The organism is Paenibacillus macquariensis, from assembly GCF_900156375.1.
In the GTDB taxonomy this organism is placed as follows: Bacteria; Bacillota; Bacilli; order Paenibacillales; family Paenibacillaceae; genus Paenibacillus_AQ; species Paenibacillus_AQ macquariensis.
Window position 1 is genome coordinate 180,308 of sequence record NZ_FTNK01000011.1, and the last position, 20,438, is coordinate 200,745.

25 protein-coding genes are annotated in these 20,438 nt (G+C 41.9%); all 25 read right to left on the bottom strand.

From position 1 onward, the window contains the following. Positions 1-73: 73 nt before the first annotated feature. Entirely contained in the window at positions 74-217 is a 144-nt protein-coding gene (locus BW961_RS30650; RefSeq protein WP_156510115.1) for a hypothetical protein, read from the bottom strand. A 1-nt stretch (position 218) separates the two neighbouring features. Beyond that, positions 219-485, bottom strand: coding sequence for a hypothetical protein (locus BW961_RS19205; protein WP_068583961.1), 267 nt, complete (start codon positions 483-485; stop codon positions 219-221). Between the two features lie 10 nt (positions 486-495). Continuing rightward, positions 496-2,139: a tail fiber protein gene (locus BW961_RS19210; protein WP_068583957.1), complete on the bottom strand. Its 1,644-nt coding sequence runs from the start codon at positions 2,137-2,139 to the stop codon at positions 496-498. Continuing rightward, positions 2,139-2,699: a phage tail protein I gene (locus BW961_RS19215; protein WP_068583953.1), complete on the bottom strand. Its 561-nt coding sequence runs from the start codon at positions 2,697-2,699 to the stop codon at positions 2,139-2,141. Before BW961_RS19215 ends, BW961_RS19210 begins: the two co-directional genes overlap by 1 nt. Beyond that, the gene (locus BW961_RS19220; protein WP_068583952.1) at positions 2,692-3,819 is read right to left on the bottom strand and encodes a baseplate assembly protein; all 1,128 of its coding nucleotides are present in this window, start codon (positions 3,817-3,819) and stop codon (positions 2,692-2,694) included. Before BW961_RS19220 ends, BW961_RS19215 begins: the two co-directional genes overlap by 8 nt. After that, the gene (locus BW961_RS19225; RefSeq protein ID WP_068583949.1) at positions 3,820-4,152 is read right to left on the bottom strand and encodes a GPW/gp25 family protein; all 333 of its coding nucleotides are present in this window, start codon (positions 4,150-4,152) and stop codon (positions 3,820-3,822) included. It abuts the gene before it with no gap. Next, positions 4,149-4,553 carry a phage tail protein gene (locus BW961_RS19230; RefSeq protein ID WP_068583945.1) on the bottom strand — a complete coding sequence of 135 codons (405 nt, stop codon included), beginning with the start codon at positions 4,551-4,553 and terminating at the stop codon, positions 4,149-4,151. Before BW961_RS19230 ends, BW961_RS19225 begins: the two co-directional genes overlap by 4 nt. Positions 4,554-4,565: 12 nt before the next feature. After that, positions 4,566-4,979: a hypothetical protein gene (locus BW961_RS19235; protein WP_068583942.1), complete on the bottom strand. Its 414-nt coding sequence runs from the start codon at positions 4,977-4,979 to the stop codon at positions 4,566-4,568. Continuing rightward, positions 4,979-6,025: a phage late control D family protein gene (locus BW961_RS19240; protein ID WP_068583939.1), complete on the bottom strand. Its 1,047-nt coding sequence runs from the start codon at positions 6,023-6,025 to the stop codon at positions 4,979-4,981. The genes BW961_RS19235 and BW961_RS19240 overlap by 1 nt, the downstream gene beginning before the upstream one ends. A gap of 1 nt (position 6,026) precedes the next feature. Further along, positions 6,027-6,233: a tail protein X gene (locus tag BW961_RS19245; protein ID WP_068583931.1), complete on the bottom strand. Its 207-nt coding sequence runs from the start codon at positions 6,231-6,233 to the stop codon at positions 6,027-6,029. A 5-nt stretch (positions 6,234-6,238) separates the two neighbouring features. Further along, the gene (locus BW961_RS19250) at positions 6,239-9,139 is read right to left on the bottom strand and encodes a phage tail tape measure protein (protein ID WP_068583928.1); all 2,901 of its coding nucleotides are present in this window, start codon (positions 9,137-9,139) and stop codon (positions 6,239-6,241) included. A 169-nt stretch (positions 9,140-9,308) separates the two neighbouring features. Then, positions 9,309-9,653, bottom strand: coding sequence for a phage tail assembly protein (locus BW961_RS19255; protein WP_068583924.1), 345 nt, complete (start codon positions 9,651-9,653; stop codon positions 9,309-9,311). Positions 9,654-9,672: 19 nt separating this feature from the next. Continuing rightward, the gene (locus BW961_RS19260; protein ID WP_068583921.1) at positions 9,673-10,194 is read right to left on the bottom strand and encodes a phage major tail tube protein; all 522 of its coding nucleotides are present in this window, start codon (positions 10,192-10,194) and stop codon (positions 9,673-9,675) included. A 13-nt stretch (positions 10,195-10,207) separates the two neighbouring features. Then, positions 10,208-11,656: a phage tail sheath family protein gene (locus BW961_RS19265; RefSeq protein WP_068583917.1), complete on the bottom strand. Its 1,449-nt coding sequence runs from the start codon at positions 11,654-11,656 to the stop codon at positions 10,208-10,210. A gap of 4 nt (positions 11,657-11,660) precedes the next feature. Further along, a complete protein-coding gene (locus BW961_RS19270; protein ID WP_068583914.1) occupies positions 11,661-11,987 on the bottom strand; it encodes a hypothetical protein in 327 nt (108 codons plus the stop codon). Beyond that, positions 11,984-12,505, bottom strand: a complete 522-nt coding sequence (locus BW961_RS19275) for a hypothetical protein (RefSeq protein WP_068583911.1) — start codon at positions 12,503-12,505, stop codon at positions 11,984-11,986. Before BW961_RS19275 ends, BW961_RS19270 begins: the two co-directional genes overlap by 4 nt. Beyond that, the gene (locus BW961_RS19280; RefSeq protein WP_068583908.1) at positions 12,502-13,068 is read right to left on the bottom strand and encodes a phage tail protein; all 567 of its coding nucleotides are present in this window, start codon (positions 13,066-13,068) and stop codon (positions 12,502-12,504) included. The genes BW961_RS19275 and BW961_RS19280 overlap by 4 nt, the downstream gene beginning before the upstream one ends. Next, positions 13,065-13,412, bottom strand: a complete 348-nt coding sequence (locus BW961_RS19285; RefSeq protein ID WP_068583905.1) for a hypothetical protein — start codon at positions 13,410-13,412, stop codon at positions 13,065-13,067. The genes BW961_RS19280 and BW961_RS19285 overlap by 4 nt, the downstream gene beginning before the upstream one ends. A 1-nt stretch (position 13,413) precedes the next feature. Then, the gene (locus tag BW961_RS19290) at positions 13,414-13,758 is read right to left on the bottom strand and encodes a hypothetical protein (protein ID WP_068583902.1); all 345 of its coding nucleotides are present in this window, start codon (positions 13,756-13,758) and stop codon (positions 13,414-13,416) included. Positions 13,759-13,760: 2 nt separating this feature from the next. Beyond that, positions 13,761-15,749: a prohead protease/major capsid protein fusion protein gene (locus BW961_RS19295; RefSeq protein ID WP_244555999.1), complete on the bottom strand. Its 1,989-nt coding sequence runs from the start codon at positions 15,747-15,749 to the stop codon at positions 13,761-13,763. Beyond that, positions 15,703-17,199 carry a phage portal protein gene (locus tag BW961_RS19300; protein WP_068583898.1) on the bottom strand — a complete coding sequence of 499 codons (1,497 nt, stop codon included), beginning with the start codon at positions 17,197-17,199 and terminating at the stop codon, positions 15,703-15,705. Before BW961_RS19300 ends, BW961_RS19295 begins: the two co-directional genes overlap by 47 nt. Before the next feature lie 6 nt (positions 17,200-17,205). Next, positions 17,206-17,433, bottom strand: coding sequence for a hypothetical protein (locus tag BW961_RS19305; protein ID WP_068583894.1), 228 nt, complete (start codon positions 17,431-17,433; stop codon positions 17,206-17,208). Beyond that, positions 17,430-19,253, bottom strand: a complete 1,824-nt coding sequence (locus BW961_RS19310) for a phage terminase large subunit family protein (protein WP_244556000.1) — start codon at positions 19,251-19,253, stop codon at positions 17,430-17,432. The genes BW961_RS19305 and BW961_RS19310 overlap by 4 nt, the downstream gene beginning before the upstream one ends. Continuing rightward, complete coding sequence (locus BW961_RS31270) at positions 19,237-19,761, bottom strand: hypothetical protein (RefSeq protein WP_068583886.1); 525 nt, start codon at positions 19,759-19,761, stop codon at positions 19,237-19,239. The genes BW961_RS19310 and BW961_RS31270 overlap by 17 nt, the downstream gene beginning before the upstream one ends. 302 nt (positions 19,762-20,063) lie before the next feature. Then, a partial coding sequence (locus BW961_RS19320; protein WP_139331694.1) for a tyrosine-type recombinase/integrase occupies positions 20,064-20,438 on the bottom strand: 375 nt, incomplete at its 5' end.

Consider the following 20,438-nt stretch of genomic DNA (forward strand, 5'->3'; position numbering starts at 1 on the left):
TATTGACTATAAACAAATGAGAAAATAACACCCATTGTTGAGTGTTCTTGTGTCGCATTATCATCCATATGCCTTACAATGGGTTGCGGTCAGTTGCCATAATCTTGGCAGACTCTTCTTCGGTAATGAATTCCTTCATTACTGCTAACTTTATTTGTTCCACTGTTGCAATGTTGTTTATCCAATTTCTAAGGAATAGATTATACTTTGCCCCCATGTTATATACCCCCTAACATTAGTTCCATAAGTAAACCATCTTGTTCTGATTGGGACTGTTCCAGCCTCTCCATTCGAGACAATTCGATCTGCGCATATTCAGGCACGAATTTTTCTGTTGACCATTGACCATTTTCATACTTCCTAAATGCATAATGCTCATAATCAGCAGTTTCTATTTCAATGTGTTTACCATCATTAATCATTGATATTACGCTTTTCACGCCAATACAAACATTGCTTTCATTTAATTCTGCCAATATAATCATTTTCTGCCCCCTAGTTAAATTCTATCACTTGCCAATATACCGATTTTATAGATGTATCTACTTGTGAAAAACTGATATTTACACCACTAGATAGACTTCCTGCCAATAAGTTTGTTTGTGATGCTGCACTACCGGATGAACTTGTATAGCTGAAAAATAGCAGAGAGGTTAATGTGTTTACTGCTGCTACCGCAACGCTAGTTGTAACCGCCCCTATAGCAGCGGTTCCTGTTTGCAGTGATTTTACATTTGAAAATTCTATAACTTCCCATTCGACGGTTGGTGCGTTTGATAAAAGATATTGCGATAAGGACAAATTTAAAGTAGTCGAGTTCGATAGTTGAGCCTTTACAAAAACTGAGTGCCCTTGCCCAGCTGTTGAGTTAGGTCTAAATGTGATTTTTACTATTGCTTTTGTTATATCTACGAGTGAGATTGGTACATTTTCACTCACATCTGCCATAAATGTTGATCCTCTTTGAATGCTTTTAACATTAGTTGAGCTAATTTGTCCGATCTTTGTAGCCAATGTTGGGAATGTATCGGATGGACTGGCCGCTACACCCTTAGCAGTAACAGCACTTGCTACCGCTGTTTTTCCATTATTGGCTTGCAGAAAAGCCGCATCTGCCCGATCCATTGCAGTTTTTACAGCTTTAGGTGTTGCAGCATCGACTTCACTCGGGCTTGTAACACTACTATTAAGTTTCACATGTCCCTTAGTTGTTAATGTCGCAGTTTCCGCCTTATGCGCAGTAACGGTTTCTTGTAGAGTTTCAAACTCGCTACGAGAAACAACCTTCTTCCAGGCACCATTCCAAACGTTATTCGCGCTAGTACTGCGCTCATAAATAGCTGTGACTCCTGTACCACCATTATTAAAAGTGATACGTTGCACAATAAGATAATCACCGGACATCTTTGTTGTTTGTACTAATGCGGTATCTGTACCAACATGGCCAGTAGCTGTTTTCCAAGGATCGGCCAATGCCGTAGTTAAACTAAATGCGGTAATGCCGATTGGATATACTGCCGGCATCTCGGCCACAAGCTTAGATGCTATTGTATTCACTTGCTCTGTTGTAACTTTGTGTGGATTGTTTGTGTTAGTTAAATGCGATGAAAACGAGTTAATCTCATCCTGCATTTCATCTATAGCTAAATTAATTTCATTAATCTTATTTTCAAACTCGCTACGCGTAGCATAAACAAGCGACTGGTCTATGACTGCCGTGACATTTGTTGCGTTACCCACAATGATATTTAAGTTTATCAACTTTTCTATGATATCAGCACTTCCTGCAGGCGGTATATATTCAGCTGTTGTTCCTGAATTTCCGTACGCATACAAAATTTCACCTTCGTCTGGATCAAGGGCAAATACTCCAATTTCTCGAAAGAAGAACCCCGTAGTAACATCCTGATTTGAGAGGATCGCACTGACGACAGCTCGAGCAGGACTAGGAGTGTAAACGCGATTTAGGTTAAGACTCTTTCTTTGACTGATTAGTCCTACAAGACTCGGTATAGACTGACTTGTGATCGTCCCGTCCCCAAGACCCATTCTTGAATATTTCAAATCTGCACCAGCTTGTGCTTTCGCCTGCAAGTTTCGACCTTTTATCGTAAGAACTAAACCACCAAACGCACCCATTATATCATCCTCGCTTCCATGGTTTCTCCGAAGTGAAGAACCCCGGCAAAATTCATATTCATATCATCCGTTTGCTCTAAAATGACTCGGTCAATTTTTGATGAAAACCTAGTCACTGAATCGATTGCACGATAAAACTCTTGTGCTCTAGATTGCGTTGCCTGCGGATTGCCTGTTTTGACTTGATAATGTCCAGGAGTACCATCATACTGAAACCATTCTTCTACTACTCCATCTCCAAAAACAATATCCACCAACTGTTCTACTGCTGCCGGCGTTCCCTTCATTCGATGAAATGAAATAGCATTCTTGATAAGGTTTCGTTTCACTTCAATTGTTAGATTTGGATCGTAGAAGTCGACATGCAACTGCCAGGCTAGTGAATCTGCTTCTTGATCATTGATTTCGTCAAGCCTTGAGAATCGTGAAAGTTGTGCAATAGATTGCGTATTTTTTTGTAATTCCTTATCAAGTACCAATGCATGTGCTTTTACCATTGGATCCTCTTTAACGCTACTCGGCAATAAATCAAGCAAGCTTACGTCTTTCATCTCAATCATCGTCAAGCCCTCCGTATGTTATTGTCACATCATTCTCTCTAGCAACCTGCAAAGAGGCTAACTCCATATAATTAGGGGAGATAACCTCTACTCTAAGGGCACCAGCAGCCATAATTCGACCTATTAGTTCCGATGGATTAATAGCTCGTCCAAGCTTCGATTTTTGCCATAAACTAAATGACTTAATGGCACTATCAATGGCAGCCTGAATATCCGATGACTCTGCGGATCGCTCTCGATTAATATAATAAGTCAATGTAATATTGTAACTTACCAATTCAGGAGGTTTAACCGTCACAAAGTCGGTTAAAGGTCGCCTTGTGCGATCATTAACCGCTACCTCAACTGCGTCAAGTATATCTGGCGTTGGAATTTCTCCTCCTAACATTAGAGGTACAACAACAACTGAATAGGGCTCTGGGGATGCAAGAGCCACGTCAACAATTGCGGGATTAGCTGTTTTAGCCCAATATACATATCCATCCCTCGGTCCTGCTGTTGAGAAAGATTCTGGAGTTAATCTGATACGATCTCTATAAGCGTCGTCGGATTCGACATCTGCACCTCCGCCACTCTCCGTGACATTTGTAACGGATTGAATAAAGGGTAACGGATCAATAAGTACATTTAATTGGCCTATAAGAAACCCATTTCCAACATCACCGGGGATATTGGCCGTAGAAATAATTTCAATCGAAGTATCTCCTGGATCAATCACAACGGTTTCTATTGTAGAAAAGTAAACCGTTCCGTCTCCTCCTTGTGGTCCTACCCTCGTACTCATTGGTATAATCTGAGCTGAAGTTAATGGAGTAGACAACGTGAATTTGATCGTTGTGCGGGATGAAGATGATGCGAGACGAACATTGTTATATAGAGAACCAATGTAATCTAGCATGACACCACGAGCGACAGGCAATAAATCTGCCTTCTTTGCTTGATCAATTAAATGCCTTTGTTGGATGATAATATTCATAAGCGCTAAAAATAATATTCGTTCTGGATCTGCTTTATTCAATATTCTTCCTGTTTCTAACTCTAATGATCTGAGTGCGGTATTTAGGATGCTTGTCACATCCGTATCCACAAAGCTGATCTCCGGCAATTCTACGAATCCCATTTACCTTGCCACCTCCTCATTGACCAAGAATTTAATAATGGGAACAAGCTTTCCTTGAACTTCGAATTCTTCCTCCTCCATAAAAGTAACCTCAGTAACAATCGCTCTAGGTTCCTGTTCCTGAATAGCGGTTAAAATATTACTTGATATAAGCGCTCTGGCCGCTAGAGTTGATTGATCTATCATGCTAGGATCTATTCCAAGCGTGCGATCCAATGGACACATTCCCACAATTGTACTGACAATGATCCTAATGTTTTGCATTATCGAGTCAATACTTGCTAACCCGAATTTAAATGGCTCATACTTCCCTACAACAGTGTATTCCGTCATACATATTCCTCCAAAGAAAGAGACATCGAAGCTTTCAATAAATTCCCTTTGTTATCTACTGTGGTCCAGTCTTGATCTATTCCAGTAATCTTCCACTTGTTTACGCCTAATCCTTTACCACCTATAACAAGCGACAGGACTTTACCATCTCGACTGTACTTTACTAACTTGTCCATTTCCTTTCGGGGATTCATCCCATACTTCACGTCAAATACAACGGTCAGGGCTATAGTATCAAGCCCTGGTCCTAAAAACTGTGAACGGGGCTTCTGTAGAATAATTTCATTGTTCGCCCAACGATCAGCGCTTGATCTATGAAAACCCTGAAACGTTCGAATTTTATAATGAGTAGATATAAAAACGATGTCTCCCAACGACCCTAATCCTAATGTTTGTGCCACCTACACCACTCCTTATGTGATGTTACTTGCTGTTATAGTACCTGAGACTGTTAAATCTCCTTCGATCATCACCTTGCTAACAGGTTTGATCATAAGTTGTCCCGTCGAACGATCGTAATAGACATAACTTCCATCCTCGAAAAAGGTCCCTTGTTTGTTGCTGGTGCCCGGAAGGTCGTTGGGTATAACTCCAATGCAAACACCATTAGATAACCCATTTCCGAGGAATAGGCACAACACTGTATCTCCTGGCTGTGGAAGTCCGTTTGTAACTCCCCATCCTCCAAAAACCATAACGGGCAAATCACTAGAAACCATATTTTGACGATCTGGGAATGCTACTCTAACCGTCCCATTTTCAAAATTAGAACTAGAACACTCGCCAATTTTAATTAATTCCTTAACCATACTACGTATATCTGCCATTAAGACCACCCCAATACTTTTCGTACGTTAATAGGAGTTTGATATGCAGATCCTCCGAGAGTATGACTTGCACTGACAATGATATATTTCCCATCAAACTTACCCCAACCCTTAACGTTCACAGTAACACTTGAAGCAAGACGGATATCTCCATCCATTACAAAGGATGCTAAGCCCGCCTTTTTGTTTTGTTCTCGCAAACGATTCTTGGCCAGTCTATTTGCTTCCGCTACTGTCTCTACTTGCTCATTGAGCCTTAGTACAGGTAAACCTTTCAATCCCGGTATTTTATAAGATCCTTTGATGACTTTGGAAGAGGTTTTTTTGGTTTTTGCAACTGTATACGTAACTTCACACGACCCATATGCGCTACCTTCGCTATTTATTGAGAAACTATAAGAGATGACATTTGCTTTACCTCGCTCGATGTTTATAACGGCATCCTTTTTCTCATAAACTTCCTCATCAAAAAGAACCAGTGTAGATCCACTGGCTTTAACGGCTATACCTTCTTTTATTGCGGTTTCAACTAAAAAGGAAATGTCGCTTTGATCGCTTTGATCCAGTCTATCAAACTTAGGATTTGCCGACGCTGAATAGAGTAATTTTAATTTAGCCGCTTTGGCTACTTCTGTTGATAACGTCTTCAGAGTGACTTTCTCCCATGCCTTAGATCGTTTCTCTTGTTTAACGGATGCCCCTTCTATTGGTAACGATGTGGCTTGCATCGTTACATTGTCCGGTGGTCCTTCCATATCTGCTGAATCCAAGTAGAATGTCCCACAAGGGAGCTTCTTTTTCTCTCCTTGTTTGTCCCAATGCTCCGTGTGTATTTCTGCTTTGATGGTGTCCCCGATTACAGGAGCCCAACCCTTTATCCAGTTCCGATCACGATCATCCAGAGTAATGGATATGTCATCAAACTCACCAGGCGCAGAGTCGTTATATGAAAAATTCATAAGATATTTTTTTAAATCCGTGGAGATGTTTTTCCCATTATAAAAAAGGACGAGGGCAGCCCTTCGTCCATCTTGTACTGATCCCATGCTATTCCCCCATTCTCCAAGGTGGTAAGGTATCCGCAGTATCCACGACAACTTCAGGAACATTCAATATATTTCCAGAAGAAAAGATAATAGTACCTATAAAGTCGGGGTTAGCATCCATTAACGTTGTCATGAAACTCTCTGTTCCTGAAATCTTAAAGGCAACTCCATCCCACGTATCGCCTTGAATCGTCCTGTATTTGGTCATTCATGCTACCCCCTCATGCTCACCCTCGATTGTTTCCGTTCATAGGCAGCAAGTCCGGTTTCCCAATCGCTCTTGGTCTTTTGTGCAAGCCCTTCAAGATCATTCTTGTTAGCATTTCCATATACATTATAAGTAGGATTAAAAACATAGCTTCCACCACTTCCTGATGAATCAGATGCGCCAAGCATACTACCAGCGGTGCTGTACAAGTCACGTGAACGCTGTGAACCATTGATTGGAATAATAACTTCGTTATCCCCACCTTCTCCAACCCACGCAAGCTCTGGACGACTCACCACCCCACCACGAGCATACTCTTGAACTTGTTGCCCTCTTCCTCCTATTCGTGCGACATTTGGAACACTAGCAGGGATGTTTCCTATTTGGTTCCATGCAACTGAAATATCTATCTTCTTATCCGCTGGAAGTTTGTCCATTTCTCTGTTTAATTCTTGAACATCTCTAATTACTTTTGCAAATCTTTCCTTTTCTTCTGCAGACAAGTTTTTATATTTGGCTGATTGTGAATCAATAGTTTCTCCTACGCCTAAATTTAGTTGAATCAGAGCGATCTTATTGTCATACAATTCTTGAAAGCTATTTTCAGCAGCTTTCATTTCTTCCTGAGTAGCTTTCAAATTAGAAAGAGTCTCATTCGTATACTTCAGTAAAGCCGGTGGAGCATCATCCAATAACTGTAGCTGATCCCCAAAGTCTTCTCCTGTTATATTTTTCACTTCAGCAGCTAGTTTTTGTATCTGTGCCATGGCTTGGTCACTGGACAAGTTCGGATTGTCCATAATGGCATTTCTTCGCTCTAGATACTCATTTAGACGGACATATGATTTTTCTGAATCTATATTTGCTTGATCGTATTCTTTTGCTTTTTTGGTTAATCGCGTGTAATCTTCTTCGAGTTTAGGAAGATTGGATTCCCCATTTATAATTTCGTTGTTAAGCTCTCTCTTTGTCATCGCTAGTGTTGTTTCATTCAACTCATTAGCAAGCCCTACCTGTTCTCTAAATCTTCCGCTTTTTGCATCTTCTGCTGATAGAATTTCAGGATTCAAGTCAATGAGTTCTTGTTCGACATTCGCTAGCTTACGTCGAGCCTCTGCTAACTGTTCGGCCGGTGTTTTTACATCGCCAAGCTTTTTGATTAATCGATCGTATTCCGTAGTAAGATCTTTTGTTTTTGTCGTTTGTTTTTCAACTTCGGAGAAGTTATCATATGCCTCTCTGATTGAGTCTCCCATATGGAGTATCGCTTTCCTTGCTGCCTCTTGATGCTTTTTATAAGCGATTACCCCTAGTGTTAAAGCTCCAACTGCACCAACTGCAATTCCGATAGGATTTGATAATAGACCTGCAGCTGCTCCGAATTTTGTTGTATTCCCTGTAACCTTCCCTAGCGATTGTGCTACTCTCGTGTAATCTTTAACAATTGATACCGTATTTTTCGTAAGCATGGCAGCAGCAACAGTCAACGCTATAGCTTTAATGGTATCTTTATTATTGGATGCCCACTCCGTCATATCGCGCAGAACAGGCATTAAGTCCTCTCCAATGGGAATAATAACTTCTGTCATAAGTTCTCGTCCTAACACTTGAAGATCTTTAGTTAGAGAGTCATACTTAATCTTTGTTATCTCTTCCATTGTGTTTTTCGTCATGTCAAACTGACTTCGAGCTGTACCTAGCGCGGCAATGACATCTGATTCCATGTCCTCAAACTGCGTGCCGAATAGCGCAACACCGATGGTGCTCCGCTGCATCGGATCCTCGATCTCGCCAAGTTTATTAATGACCTTTTCCATGGCATCTTTACCCCGGATTGCACCACTAGAAAGACCATCTAAAATATCGTTTCCCTGACCCATTATCCCCTGCAAAGCTTCAAAAGCATTCGAAGATTTTTTTCCACCTGCTTTAAGGTTCTTCACCAATTCCTTAGCCGTATCTTTTGACACGTGCTTTAGCAGCTCCATATACTCCGCTGACTTCGCGGAGCCTTTCATCAACCTTTGGGTAAACTGATCAATGTCGTCTGGAGCAAATAGCATAGCCATGGCATCTATCGTACTGTCGCTACCATCCTTGATGCGGATTCCAAATTCCTTTACCGAATCCCCGACTTTATCCAGGTTAAATGCGCCCGCCTCAAGACCAGAGCTAAATTGGTTAAACATTTCATTTGCTGAATATCCTAAAGTTTTATAATATACGCTATATTCATTTGCAGTATCGATTAACTCATCAGATTTATTAAGGCCCTTCTGCGCACCTTGGGCAAGTAGGTTGTAGGATTCTTCGGAGGTAATGCCAAAGTTTTTCATCATCGTATCGGATGCCTTAATGGATTGCGTGATTTCCTCTCCAAATACATCCCTAAATGCAATGGCATTTTGAGTGATCCCTTCCAAAGCGTCTCCTGTTTCATGAGTTACCTGTTTAACAGTTGTGATGGCACTAGCTATATCCTCGAAGTTCTCCCCCATACCTTTTCCATAAAGGTCTTGGGTAACGCTTCGGATACTTTCCATTTCTTCCACCGTTGCACCAGTGGCTGCGGCAACTTGCTGTAATGAATCCTTAAAAGAAATTACTTCTCCAACAGCATTTGAAAAAGTATCCGTCACACTGGATATTATTGCATAAGCACCCGTATATTGAGCCACTCTCCCAAGAACATCCTTAAATCCTTCTGCTGAGTTCTTGAGCTTATCGAATGAACCGGCACTATTTCGAGCCTCTTTGCCTAGATGATCCATGCTTTTAGATCTCTGGATCATCTTTAGTTCACTTTCGAGATCAGACACATTATGTGTGACACCATCAAAAGCCCTTTTAAGCGTCGGATCTAGCTTTCCTGATAGTTCAAAGGCTACTTCATATTCTTTAGCCATCACGTACCTCCCTTCTCTGGAGGATGTTCTTTTCTATATAACTTATTGTGAGCTTCCAACCATTGAAACAGCTCACCAAGTGGACGAGATAGCCAATAATTCACTGGTGTATTTCTTTTTGAAGCGAGTCGCAATGCACACTCCATAAGTCGTTCAGTAGGATCTTTGTCTATTCCATACCGAGCAAAAAACGTTGTGCCATCTTAGTCACTCTAATAAAATCTTTTGCTGGCATCGCTTTAATAATTCGAAAGTGAAGTGATGCCGCCTTAGCCGCGATCACTGTTTGGTATCCAGGGTGTGTCTCTTTCATCATCATGGTTAATACGTCGCTCGATCCTACCACTTCATACATTTCTGATTCACAAGCGATAATGTCATCACCAGTAAGCTTTTCAAAATCGAACTTAATTTCTTTATACTCTTTATCTTCATAAGTAAAAGGCCGAGAGAGCTTGTAAGCTCTTCCCCCGACCTCATTAACACTAATGTTCTCTTCTGTTTGTTCGTTCACTTTGTATTTCCCCCTCGAATTAAGATTTCCCTAATATTTTTCTTACATCCAATAGATCATCTTGCCCATTTACTCGAAACACATAATTGAGCTTATCTAGTTCGATGACCGCTATGCCATCGATGAAAATCTTAATATAAACAACCTCAAGCGTAGTTGTGGTGTCCGTAGTAGAGTTTTGAGCCAGTTTCCCCAAATCTAACCCTTTACCCATTGCGCGGATTGTCACTTTAATCCCTTTTGTTTCGAGCTTTCCAGACTGATTAAATATTTGGAATGCTCCTCGAATATCCAAAGCATGGACTTCCGAACTGATTAGTTTGACCGCTTCAGTTTGGATTGTGCGCCAATTAATACCCACTTCCATTGATCCGAAATGCCCTGGAGTTGGAACGTCTATCTCACCGAGAATACCAGCACCAGATAACGTCTCTGAAAGACTATCAAAAGAGGGTAGAGTTACATCGCCAGTAGCGACCTCTATGCTGCTATCTTCAAGGTAAACTGCTGCCGCTTGAAGTTTTACTGGAATCTGCGCCATAATGTTTTCTCCTTTACGCCGTCAATGCGGCAATATATGCAACGTCATATTCAACTAAAAATTCAATTTCCTGTGCTGGTGATGGTGGAGTTACGTAAACGTGAAACACGATTTTACCGTCCATCAAATTAGCTGAAGGATTTTCAGTTGCATTGAATTCAACTCGTCCACCAAGAATGTATTGAGCTGAAGTTAGTCCATTCATCCATACGTTACTGTTATCGTTAATAAAATCAATTAAGCGGTTATTCATCGGAGCATCAAGGTTGCGCCAGTAGTTAAGCACGAGATTATTTTTAATCCAACCAAACATACGACGTACTGAAGTGAATGCTCGTTGTGGATCCGTCACCTTAGGGTAAGCGCCTGTTCGGTTGCCGAACAACTTATATCCGTCCGAGAAATTAATAGCCGTTACAATGCCATTTGCATTGACGTACTGCGCTTGATCGAGAGGGATATAGGCTTCCGAACCATCTTCCATAATTAATGCATCAGCCATTAGCGTTTGATTAGAAGGAGACTGATACGGAACACCGTCATTAGCTGCATCAGTGGCACAAATTGTCCCTGCAGCCAGTGTAGACATATGATAGGTTTTCCCTTTATATTGTGCTTTCGGATAAGTGTTCATCTGCAATGGACTTGTGTAATGGTTTTCCTCTTTCCAATCCACGAGTTCAATGTAGCGCTCAGACGCATCCATGTCCGTAATGGCGAACGCTTCAAACAGACCATTGATGTTTTGTGACTTAGCTACCATGACAGCCGCAACGACCGGATCAGAAGAATAGCCTGGTGCGACGATTAAGCCAGGAATCAGTTGGTATCGAGGGAATACTTCTTCCATAAGTTCTAGACCCGTACGTACACCTGTGGTTGAATTGGACCCGCCAATGATATCTGAAGAAGTAATTACAGAAGGATCAAGAGAACTAAACCCAACTTTCAGGGATGTAGTACCTGTCAAGATCCCTCCTCCACTAACGACAGCCAAAATTAACTCTCCATCATCACCATATGTCAGTGTGTAGTCAGTATTTAAAACGTGGGTTGTTGTCCCGTCCTGCGAAGCGACTGTAACAGACCCTTTAATTACACCTTCTGGCATGGTGTGAATTCCGCTTGTAAGGTTCACTGCAGCTGGTGCTGTGATTTTAGCGTCCGTAGATGGGTCTAGTACATTCACGAACACTACTGGAGATTGCCCATATAACTCAAAGTGAGAATATGCGAACTCGCAAAGTGTGAACTGCTCCCAGTCATCCGAATAACCGAAATAATACTTAAACTCATTCATGTTATTGCATTTTATCGGTACATTAACAACTGATTTGGTGCTCTGTGTAAGATTTACAGGGGCCGTACCAAAAACGACTGGCAACGTGAATGCCTGTGGTGTTGGAGAGCTTGGTTTGTATGCTACCTCCGTAGCTTTTACGCCATGTACTTCAATTGACATATGATTACACTCCCTTCATGGCTGTATAAGCCGCGTTTAATGAGGTGCCTTTCTTTGATAAATCTATCTGAGCCGAATTGAGCTGATCAACTGGTACGAATAATGATTTAAGTAATGGATATTTAGTAAATAAGTTCTCCAAACACGCTGGATGGCCACCTTTAAATACCTGATGTTGACGCAATATGCCGCGTTCAATCGTAGGTCCCACGTAAATAAGTTGTTCATCAGCCACCTTTGTAGCTGTGTCCTTCGCCTTTTTCTCAGTCGATACTGATTTCTGTGGTGTAGTTTCATTCTTTTTTACGATATTCTCTACTTTTTCATTCAAAAGAATCGCACCTCCTGTACAATTGTTGGTATTTCCCACGTTGTGGACATGTAACCTGTCCAATACGGGTCTGCTTGTTCATCGTAAAACCCCATCGTAAGCGGTCTTTCTATGCGAAAAGGCCATCCATCCCATGTTTCACGCAAAAAAGAGATCCGGACGAATTCCATGAGATGTAATACATCCATGTATCCGTCTGAACCACTTCCTTCACATCCAAAAGAAAAATCAATCCGCGTCGACCTATTCCCCTCTTCGTTATCCTCAGAATCATTCCAGACTATAATGATGAACGGCCATCGTTCGTCTTGTTCGTCGGGCAGTATTTGCTGGTTAGGGACTGGAATATCCGTTTCGGGCATCAACAGGGTTTCTTGCACTGGATTGTAAGGTGTAGCTCTTGCCGGGAGATCAACCTTGTAAATATTGGGTCGAAGGCGATCCGGACCTAGAAACATCTCCTTGGTAATCTCTTGTAAGTATTCTTGTAAACTTTCCAACATCATGCTAGGAGTCATATTTTCAGCCTCCCTAATGTCCGATCAAGTTCATGTGGCACGCGTTTTTCCATTTCCTCGCCATACACCTTCTGGATGTGTTCACGAACTTCCTGATTTCCTGCCATAGACGGAACAGATGGACCACGCATTTCTTTGATCGGGAGTCGTTTCTTTCCTAATCTCTCAAATACTCCTGTATGGCTTCCAGTCGTCGCAATGAAAGCTCCGGGGATTGGTTTCTTAGCCCCGCCTCGGAACACCGCAGCCTGTAACACTTTAGGTGCCCTTTTTAGTCGACGCTTAGGAGAAACACCAAACTTTATCAAGGGGATGCTATGCCCCTTTGATGTTAGAGTAGCCTGAAGTGATTTCCCTTTTGCCTTTTTGATTCTAAGAGTCTCCACAACTTCCTTTTGCTTCACAATATACTTTTCACGGACTTTACGACCAGTTTCTGTTTTGGCACGTTGCGTAGCTCGGTTAATACTTGATAAGACTGCCTGTTGAACGGCCTTATCCATTTGTTTTAAAGATCCTTTTACTGCTTTCAGATCTTCTTTAACCTCAATAAAATTACTCATGGTCGTGTACCGTTCGCCCGCAATGCAATTTTTAAAATACCAAACTCATTCGATACATCTACGACAATATATTTCATAAAATCAAGATAAAAATCCTGATCTACTCGAGGAGTGTAAGCCAGTACATCAGGGTCAATGAAAACAACCGCATTATGTACTGACACGCCTTCTGCATGTTCTATAGGCCGACCATCCAGAGTGAAACTTTCAATAATTACTGGTAGTTTCCTGTCAGTCCTTTTTTTTTGCTGATCATAAGTCGTGATCGTATGAATCTCTGCAAATTCCTCACTATTCATAAAAATTAGTACGTCATTTGCAAGAGTATCTTTAAAAATACTCATCCTAAAGTTCCTTCATACGTTTTTCCAAAGCCTTGATCGCACTTGCTCGTGGTTGTTCCCTCTTATTCTCTTCCTCCAGCAAGGCATTGATTTCCTCGACATCAAGAATGGTCTTTAAATGCTCTTCTAACTCTGCAACTGATTTTTCTACAGATGCTGTGGCCACTTTCACTCCATCATCCAAGGTCGGCGGTTCACCATTTACTTCCTCACTAGTAATATCAATATCAGAGAATGCATTTTTTTCTTTCAGTACTTCGATCATATCTAAAGGGAGTTCACCTTTAACGTTCTCCCCTGCTTCATATAACCTTCCACCAAAGTTAAGCGCATTTTTAAGTATCATTTTTATTTACCTCCATTTTTAAACAGTCCACGACTATCCAAAATCGTTACCCCATAGTCCATATAGATACGGAAATCCATGCCCAGACGATCAAATGAGATATCCGTTTCTAATGTTGGTTCTTCTTGTCCGCGCAGATACGTCACTTCGATTGTATCAGCAATATTAGCATCTGCAGCTAAGTACCATGCATCAGCTGAATATTGGTCAAGTTCTGCATCAACAATAATGTCATATGAGTTACGGAATACATTTGCTATACCACTATGAGCTCCATTAGGATCAGCCTCGCTACGTAAATACTGAGCCGCATTAGTCTCTAGCGCCGCAGGAGCAAGAAGATATTTAGGTGCAATGTTCAGCGTCGCAATACCCCTCTGATCTTTCTGTGTACGCATCATCACCCGGGCTTCACTCATGGATGTTGTATTAATAGATCCTGGAGTCCCTAAGTTTTTATGTGTTACACCAAATAGTGCTTCTCCATCAAAAATCAGTGGATTTGACGCCAACATTTTATATACAAGTGAGTTAATGCCGCGTTTCGCTGCAATAACATAAGAAGCCGGTACACGAGAAAGCATACTTAGATCATCATTGATAAACGCCTCGCGAGTGAATCCCCACCGTTTGGAGTACGTAAGAACTGATTTTCTCACCTTTTCATCTTTCATAGCAGTATCATAAGGAATAGCTCCGTTCTGAGGTGTCAGTTCCAAACTACCCGCTTCAGAAATGCGGTAATGTTCAGCAGCCTTAAAGTCAGAGTTTGAACCTTTCCCAGTCCAGTACTGAAACGTTGTAGGAGCTTCCTGATAGGACTGTGATAATGTTTTGTTAGCCGCATTTGAAATGATTCCTTGGAACGTACTGTCAGGCGATAATGCACGTCTAAGTAAATCCTCATCTCTTAGCAAGTGTGCACCGCTTTCTCCTGCACGTTGCAAGCATTCAACGGCTAAGTCACGCAAACGTAGTCCGCGAAGCTCAGAAGCTCCCGCAGCAGGCTTAGAAACACCTCTACCTGCACGAATAAGCAATGCATCCGATGCCGCTGCACGGAACTTATCAACATCTTCAGCACCTACCTGTATACCTGATGGATGTGGTTTTTTGTCTTCAATTTGTTTTTGGAGGATCGAATCCTTTACCTTAGAAACTTCACTTCCATCTTCAATAAATGGTGAAGCATCCATTCCGAAATTACGACATAACGTGTTTATTTCTGTTACACGAGCTCTTTCACCCGCTGCTGCTTGACGCTGAATCTCCGCAGTATTATCAGGAATTGGTGGGGTTACTCCACGTTCTCCACCCGCTCCTGCACCTGTGTCTGGTGCATGCATTAATCCTTGTGCTGCCAATGCAATCATTTTCAATCCGTTCATTCCTTCATCCCCGCTTTCATTATTTGAATGACTACGACCTACACCAACAGACGGATCGGCTGGAGTTGGTTCAATGCTAATTTCAAAGGGTTGCCATTTCAGAGCAACATACGCTGGGCCCATGTGACGACCATTAGATGATGTCTTTCCAGCCTTCACTTCTTCCCATGAGCTTACCGAGTAGCCAACAGAAACGCCTTTAATGATACCCTTTTTAACCTTTTGGAATACCTTGTCGCTATCATCGTCATCATCGAACTGTACGAGCGCTCTAGCCTTCCGTTGTCCTTCATCCACCCATACACTTTTAATGACACCAATCGGCATACGTCCATAATTTGCATCCCTACCATGAGCAAATAACAAAACCCCGACTTCGTTCAACCTAGATAGGTCGAGCGCTCCGGGGTCGTGACTTAAAATTTCATCTCCAAAATAACGCTCATAAGGTGCTTCAGAGGAAAAGGATAGTTCAACTGTTCTTTCTTCCTCGTTTATCGTATCGCGATTTAGTGTGAGTGTTCGAATTAATTGATTGTCCGACGGTCCAGCATCTCTATGCAGCGTCGTCGGTAGACTCACCGTCGTCATCGTCTTTCTCAATCTTTGTTCCCCCTTTCTCTTCTTCTCCAATCAATTCCTTGATTAGATTTAATTCCGCAGCACGTTGCGTAATTACGTCTCGCCAATCTTCGCCTCGTTCAGCGCAAATACGCGCAAGCGTATCTTGATTAGATTCCAATGCAATCTTATTGGCATCCGCTTCTTTCTTAGGGTCAATCCAAGTGCTTCCTGGTGGAACCCACACATGCGCTGTGTACTTAGACTTCTCTTGAGAGTAGCCTGGCAGGTCCAATTTTTTGGAAAGGTACATGGACTCAAGAAACTCCAAATATACAGGTCGCAAAACCCGATCAATCAGCATCTTTTGCATTTTCTTGTACAACTTTCGATCCTCAATCAATCCCTGACGAGCAGAAGAATAGTTCACTTGCGATAAATCTCGAGATACAGCTTCATAGCTAAGCCCTAAACCAGCCGAAATCATTCTCACAAGCGTAGCTATAAATTCCTTGCTATTGGACGCTTGACCAGATGGGATTACCGTTTGCACTTCATCTCCTGGATTCAACTCACCAATCATCCCTGGAGATAGGGATACACCGCTGTAATTGATCGGTGCAGCATCTGACCCACGAGCACCGCGACCTAGCCCTCCTTGCGGGGTATCCTTTTTGATAAATACCGCCATACAAGCAAGTACACGCTCTTTGATAGAGATCGCCTCAATGAATTGATTAACGTCCTTGATTCGTGGTAATGCGGTTACCAATTGAGATACTTCACGAACCTGTTGCGGACTCGTTTTCTTAAAGAGGTAGATCACGTCTTTGGCTAAAATTCGAATCGATTCTGTAGGATGCAGAAAATACTCGTCTGCCTTTTTGAAATGGTATGCAACAGGTTTGTTGTACTCATCAAGTTCAATTCCCTCAATAATTCGCTTACCTTCACCAGGAGTAACTAGTGTGCTTAACTCATCAACGGATCTGATTTGCAACTTAAATGGGAATTCGCTATTAGCAACATATACTTTGATGATAAATATACCGCCATCCACGACGTATCTCCTGATTATCATCTCTGCGATATCCTCTAAAGACTGTGTAGCTGTGATATCGATGTTTTCAGGATTACAATACTCTTTCCACATCTTTTCTATCTGCTGATTCAATTCTCCATTTACATTGCTTTTTAATTCATGTGTGATTTTAGATTGCAACATAATACCTGTACCCGTCACATTTCGTTCAAAGGCCTGAAGAATACCACCGGTCACATCGCTATTATTTTCTAAATCTTGTGCTCTTGCTCTTATAAGCGAACGCTCAGCCTGTTTCTTCTGTTCGTTTGGTGAAGCAGATGGGTTCCATCCTTGATTAAGTCGCCCACGATCACCACCATCAAATACACTCATTCCATTTCTCCAGGCTAAACGCTTATACCCCCAGCGTGGACTAACAGCAGCTATAGAGCGATCGATCCAGTTCAATTTTCATCACCTCCCTTCAAAATACACTTGGTGGAATATAGAACCCCCACGTTCTACATTAAGAATCTCCCGTTCAAGTCGATCTCGTTCTTTATATAACAGACTAAGATCTGGACGCTTCAGTGATCTACTACCGATTCGATATTCCTGAGCTCCATTTTGAATGGCAATGATTGCTTTATTAAGCTCTTCCAGTTGCTCACGTAGCTTCCCTAAACGTTCTTCTTCTGTCATAACCACTTGCCACCTCCTGCCAAGTTATTTAAGTTTCGTTTTTCCTGACTCTTCTCTTGGGGAGGTTCAGGTTTCTTCGACTCCCCATATCTCATGTAACGTATACCCAGACAATCCGCAGCAAAGGCAGCGTATACTTCACAGTCTAGATAGTGATTGTCAGCATGAGCTGTTTTAGGCCGCCATACTTCCACAGTCTTGCGACCACTCTTCTCAATAACCTTTTCCTCTGCTGTCACTTGCTCTGCATATTCTTCATCCGTATTTTCATAGACGAACCAGCCGCCCGTCTCATCTGGCTTTCTGACTAAACGCCCCGTTATAAAGTCTTTATAGTAATTACCATCAACGTGGTACAAAGAAATACCGTAGACTCCTTTTTCCTCCCGGTCTATTTTGGTATGTTTATACTTTGTATTGAGTGGGGTGTTGGAACCCTTTATAGAAACAGCCCATTCAGTATTTCTCGCGCAAAAGTCATACGTCTCATCCGCGTTATAACCAGAGTCGACGGCGCAGAGGTTTACAAAATATTCAGTTCCATCCCTGCCACAATAGGAGATGTTCATCACATCTTCAATTTCAGTCCATGTGTCCACAACTCCATGCCGAATATTGTAACTGGTCATATGTTCTCCCCAAGCACGAATGGTGTAATAAAAACGATCTTTCTGAACGTCAACGCCACCCGTTAGGAGAATCATTCTATCTGGAACAATTCCTTCTTCATAGCCTCCAGTCTTCTTTAACACCTTATCGCTATTCAATTTGATTTGGGTGTTTTCCCATGGCTCAGCCAACCAGCTATTAATGAAGTTCATGAGTTCTTCTGGACCGCCACGTTTTGAGGTGATAAATTCTGCCGCGATGTCCCCAAACCTTACCCAAGGACTGTAGATAGAATTCATCCAAAACCCTGTTTTACGTTTTGGTTTTGTTGAACCATCAAGACCTCGCCATTCACCATTTCTGAGCATTGATGGTTTATGGGCATCCCGAATTATTCCTTCACAATTCTCACATTCATATAATGCTGTGCTCTTAATTTCATCGACATCTTTCGTTTTGTCGAACTTAATTTGCTTGAACTTAAAAGTATAATATTGCCCACAGTGTGGACAAGGAACATAATATTGAAGCTTAACATCTGCCCCCAACCATGATTGCCAAATTGGGCCACTTTTCAATGTAGGCGTAGAGGTCTGCATAATCTTTTTGTTATAAGTGAAGGTCTTTGTCCGTTCTCTTGCTAACGATCTAGGATCTGCTTCTTTCCCTGCACTCTTCGGATACTTATCTACCTCATCCATAAACAGATACCGAATAGCACGGCTAGAAAGAGAAGCCGGGCTATTTGCTCCAGCTATGACAGCATACATCCCGTCAAACTGAAGTTCTAAAACCTTACTGTCCTCATTTTTATATCTATCGCTAAGCGTTGGACTCAATTGCACCATAGGTTGAAGTCGGTTTTTAGAAGTGAATTCAGCAAGGTCAAGCATAGGGTACACAATTAAAGCTGGGTTAGGATCCTGAGCGATAACATATCCAAACATATTATTCAGACTTTCAGTACCGCCAACCTGTGTTGGTTTAACAAAGATGATCTCTTCAATACGTGGATCTGTGAACGCATCCATAATGCCTCTTAAGTAAGGGGTTCGATCCGTTGACCATGGACCCGGCTCCGCTGATGATTTACTATCCAATATCCGATGTTTGTCTGCCCATTCAGAGACAGTCAACTTTTCAGGTGGCCGAAGCACCTGTAATGCAGCCATTATCCATTCGGCCCATTCCTTATCATTTCTTGGCATCATAAACACCCCGGACCGACAATTGCAGCAAAGCCGCATTGGTTGTGTCCGTAATATTCTGTTCTATGATTCTAACCTGATCAGGTTCTAAATATGGAGCAATCTCCATAGCTATCTTTCGGCTATATCCACCCATAGAACGTCTAAGCGTAGTGAAAAAACGCTGGAGTTCACTCACAACGTCTTCTCTCCTAATATATTCACCTTTAGATATTTCATTTTTATGAGTAGCTGATTCCGCTTGTTGTTCCTTTAGTTTCGCCTCATAAAATAGCTTCTGCTGAGAGAGAGTCATTTCTTCTTCGTTGTCAGGTGTCTTCTTTACGCCACGGTTATCCATGACCCAATTTACAGTGTCTTTAAGAGAATACCAGCCGTTAGCCTTTTTAGGCATCCCTGCCTTCACCCATTGTGCAAGTGTGTTGCGATGTACACTGAGCATTTCACAAAGCTCAGATGTGTTGATACATAAGGCACCATCGATCATTTTCGCCCTCATTTTCCCACTCAAAAAACCTCCTCCTTTTTGCACAATGCCTTATGTGCAATTTTTATAAAATTCGGTGGAATCTCGGGGTCATACGTACCCGCATGCCACCCACCCCCTGGGAAGGACCCGCGACCTCAAAACCCGCTATCCTTTGCCCTGTATGGGCTCGTGGGGTTTCACACTGTCACACGAACTTTATCTGCTCTCTGAATTACCCTTAACCTATATTCTGGGTAACTCATGGAACACTCTTAACCCTATATATGTCAAGGGTTTCGGAGGATCTATGATAACCAGTTACTCATGTCATAATTATGGATAACTCATAACCTAAAATGCTTAGTTGCTAAGTTAATAGAGTCTTGAGTAATCCCGATATAGCGCAATGTAATGTTAGGATCAGAATGGTTGAATATCTTTTGAAGTGTCGCAATATCCTTCGTTTCTTGATAAAAATGATATCCGTACGATTTTCTGAGAGTGTGGTTCCCAATTCCACCTAGTTCTTTGTAATCCTTTGTGATAGCACGCATGATCTTGTATGTCATCGATCGTCCTAACGGCTTATTGACACCTTCGCGACTCTTGATCAGATATTCATCATCTGGACGATTCTTAACGAGAGCAAGTAATTCTCGTCTGACTGTTGGATGCATCTCATATTCCTTCTGCTTCCTAGTCTTCTTCTCGGTGAGATA

Excerpts from the sequence above, each read along its gene's own strand:
- BW961_RS30650 (WP_156510115.1), bottom strand. The coding sequence starts at position 217 with ATGGGGGCAAAGTATAATCTATTCCTTAGAAATTGGATAAACAACATT.
- BW961_RS19205 (WP_068583961.1), bottom strand. The coding sequence starts at position 485 with ATGATTATATTGGCAGAATTAAATGAAAGCAATGTTTGTATTGGCGTG.
- BW961_RS19210 (WP_068583957.1), bottom strand. The coding sequence starts at position 2,139 with ATGGGTGCGTTTGGTGGTTTAGTTCTTACGATAAAAGGTCGAAACTTG.
- BW961_RS19215 (WP_068583953.1), bottom strand. The coding sequence starts at position 2,699 with ATGATTGAGATGAAAGACGTAAGCTTGCTTGATTTATTGCCGAGTAGC.
- BW961_RS19220 (WP_068583952.1), bottom strand. The coding sequence starts at position 3,819 with ATGGGATTCGTAGAATTGCCGGAGATCAGCTTTGTGGATACGGATGTG.
- BW961_RS19225 (WP_068583949.1), bottom strand. The coding sequence starts at position 4,152 with ATGACGGAATACACTGTTGTAGGGAAGTATGAGCCATTTAAATTCGGG.
- BW961_RS19235 (WP_068583942.1), bottom strand. The coding sequence starts at position 4,979 with ATGGCAGATATACGTAGTATGGTTAAGGAATTAATTAAAATTGGCGAG.
- BW961_RS19240 (WP_068583939.1), bottom strand. The coding sequence starts at position 6,025 with ATGGGATCAGTACAAGATGGACGAAGGGCTGCCCTCGTCCTTTTTTAT.
- BW961_RS19245 (WP_068583931.1), bottom strand. The coding sequence starts at position 6,233 with ATGACCAAATACAGGACGATTCAAGGCGATACGTGGGATGGAGTTGCC.
- BW961_RS19250 (WP_068583928.1), bottom strand. The coding sequence starts at position 9,139 with ATGGCTAAAGAATATGAAGTAGCCTTTGAACTATCAGGAAAGCTAGAT.
- BW961_RS19260 (WP_068583921.1), bottom strand. The coding sequence starts at position 10,194 with ATGGCGCAGATTCCAGTAAAACTTCAAGCGGCAGCAGTTTACCTTGAA.
- BW961_RS19265 (WP_068583917.1), bottom strand. The coding sequence starts at position 11,656 with ATGTCAATTGAAGTACATGGCGTAAAAGCTACGGAGGTAGCATACAAA.
- BW961_RS19275 (WP_068583911.1), bottom strand. The coding sequence starts at position 12,505 with ATGACTCCTAGCATGATGTTGGAAAGTTTACAAGAATACTTACAAGAG.
- BW961_RS19280 (WP_068583908.1), bottom strand. The coding sequence starts at position 13,068 with ATGAGTAATTTTATTGAGGTTAAAGAAGATCTGAAAGCAGTAAAAGGA.
- BW961_RS19285 (WP_068583905.1), bottom strand. The coding sequence starts at position 13,412 with ATGAGTATTTTTAAAGATACTCTTGCAAATGACGTACTAATTTTTATG.
- BW961_RS19290 (WP_068583902.1), bottom strand. The coding sequence starts at position 13,758 with ATGATACTTAAAAATGCGCTTAACTTTGGTGGAAGGTTATATGAAGCA.
- BW961_RS19305 (WP_068583894.1), bottom strand. The coding sequence starts at position 17,433 with ATGACAGAAGAAGAACGTTTAGGGAAGCTACGTGAGCAACTGGAAGAG.
- BW961_RS19310 (WP_244556000.1), bottom strand. The coding sequence starts at position 19,253 with ATGATGCCAAGAAATGATAAGGAATGGGCCGAATGGATAATGGCTGCA.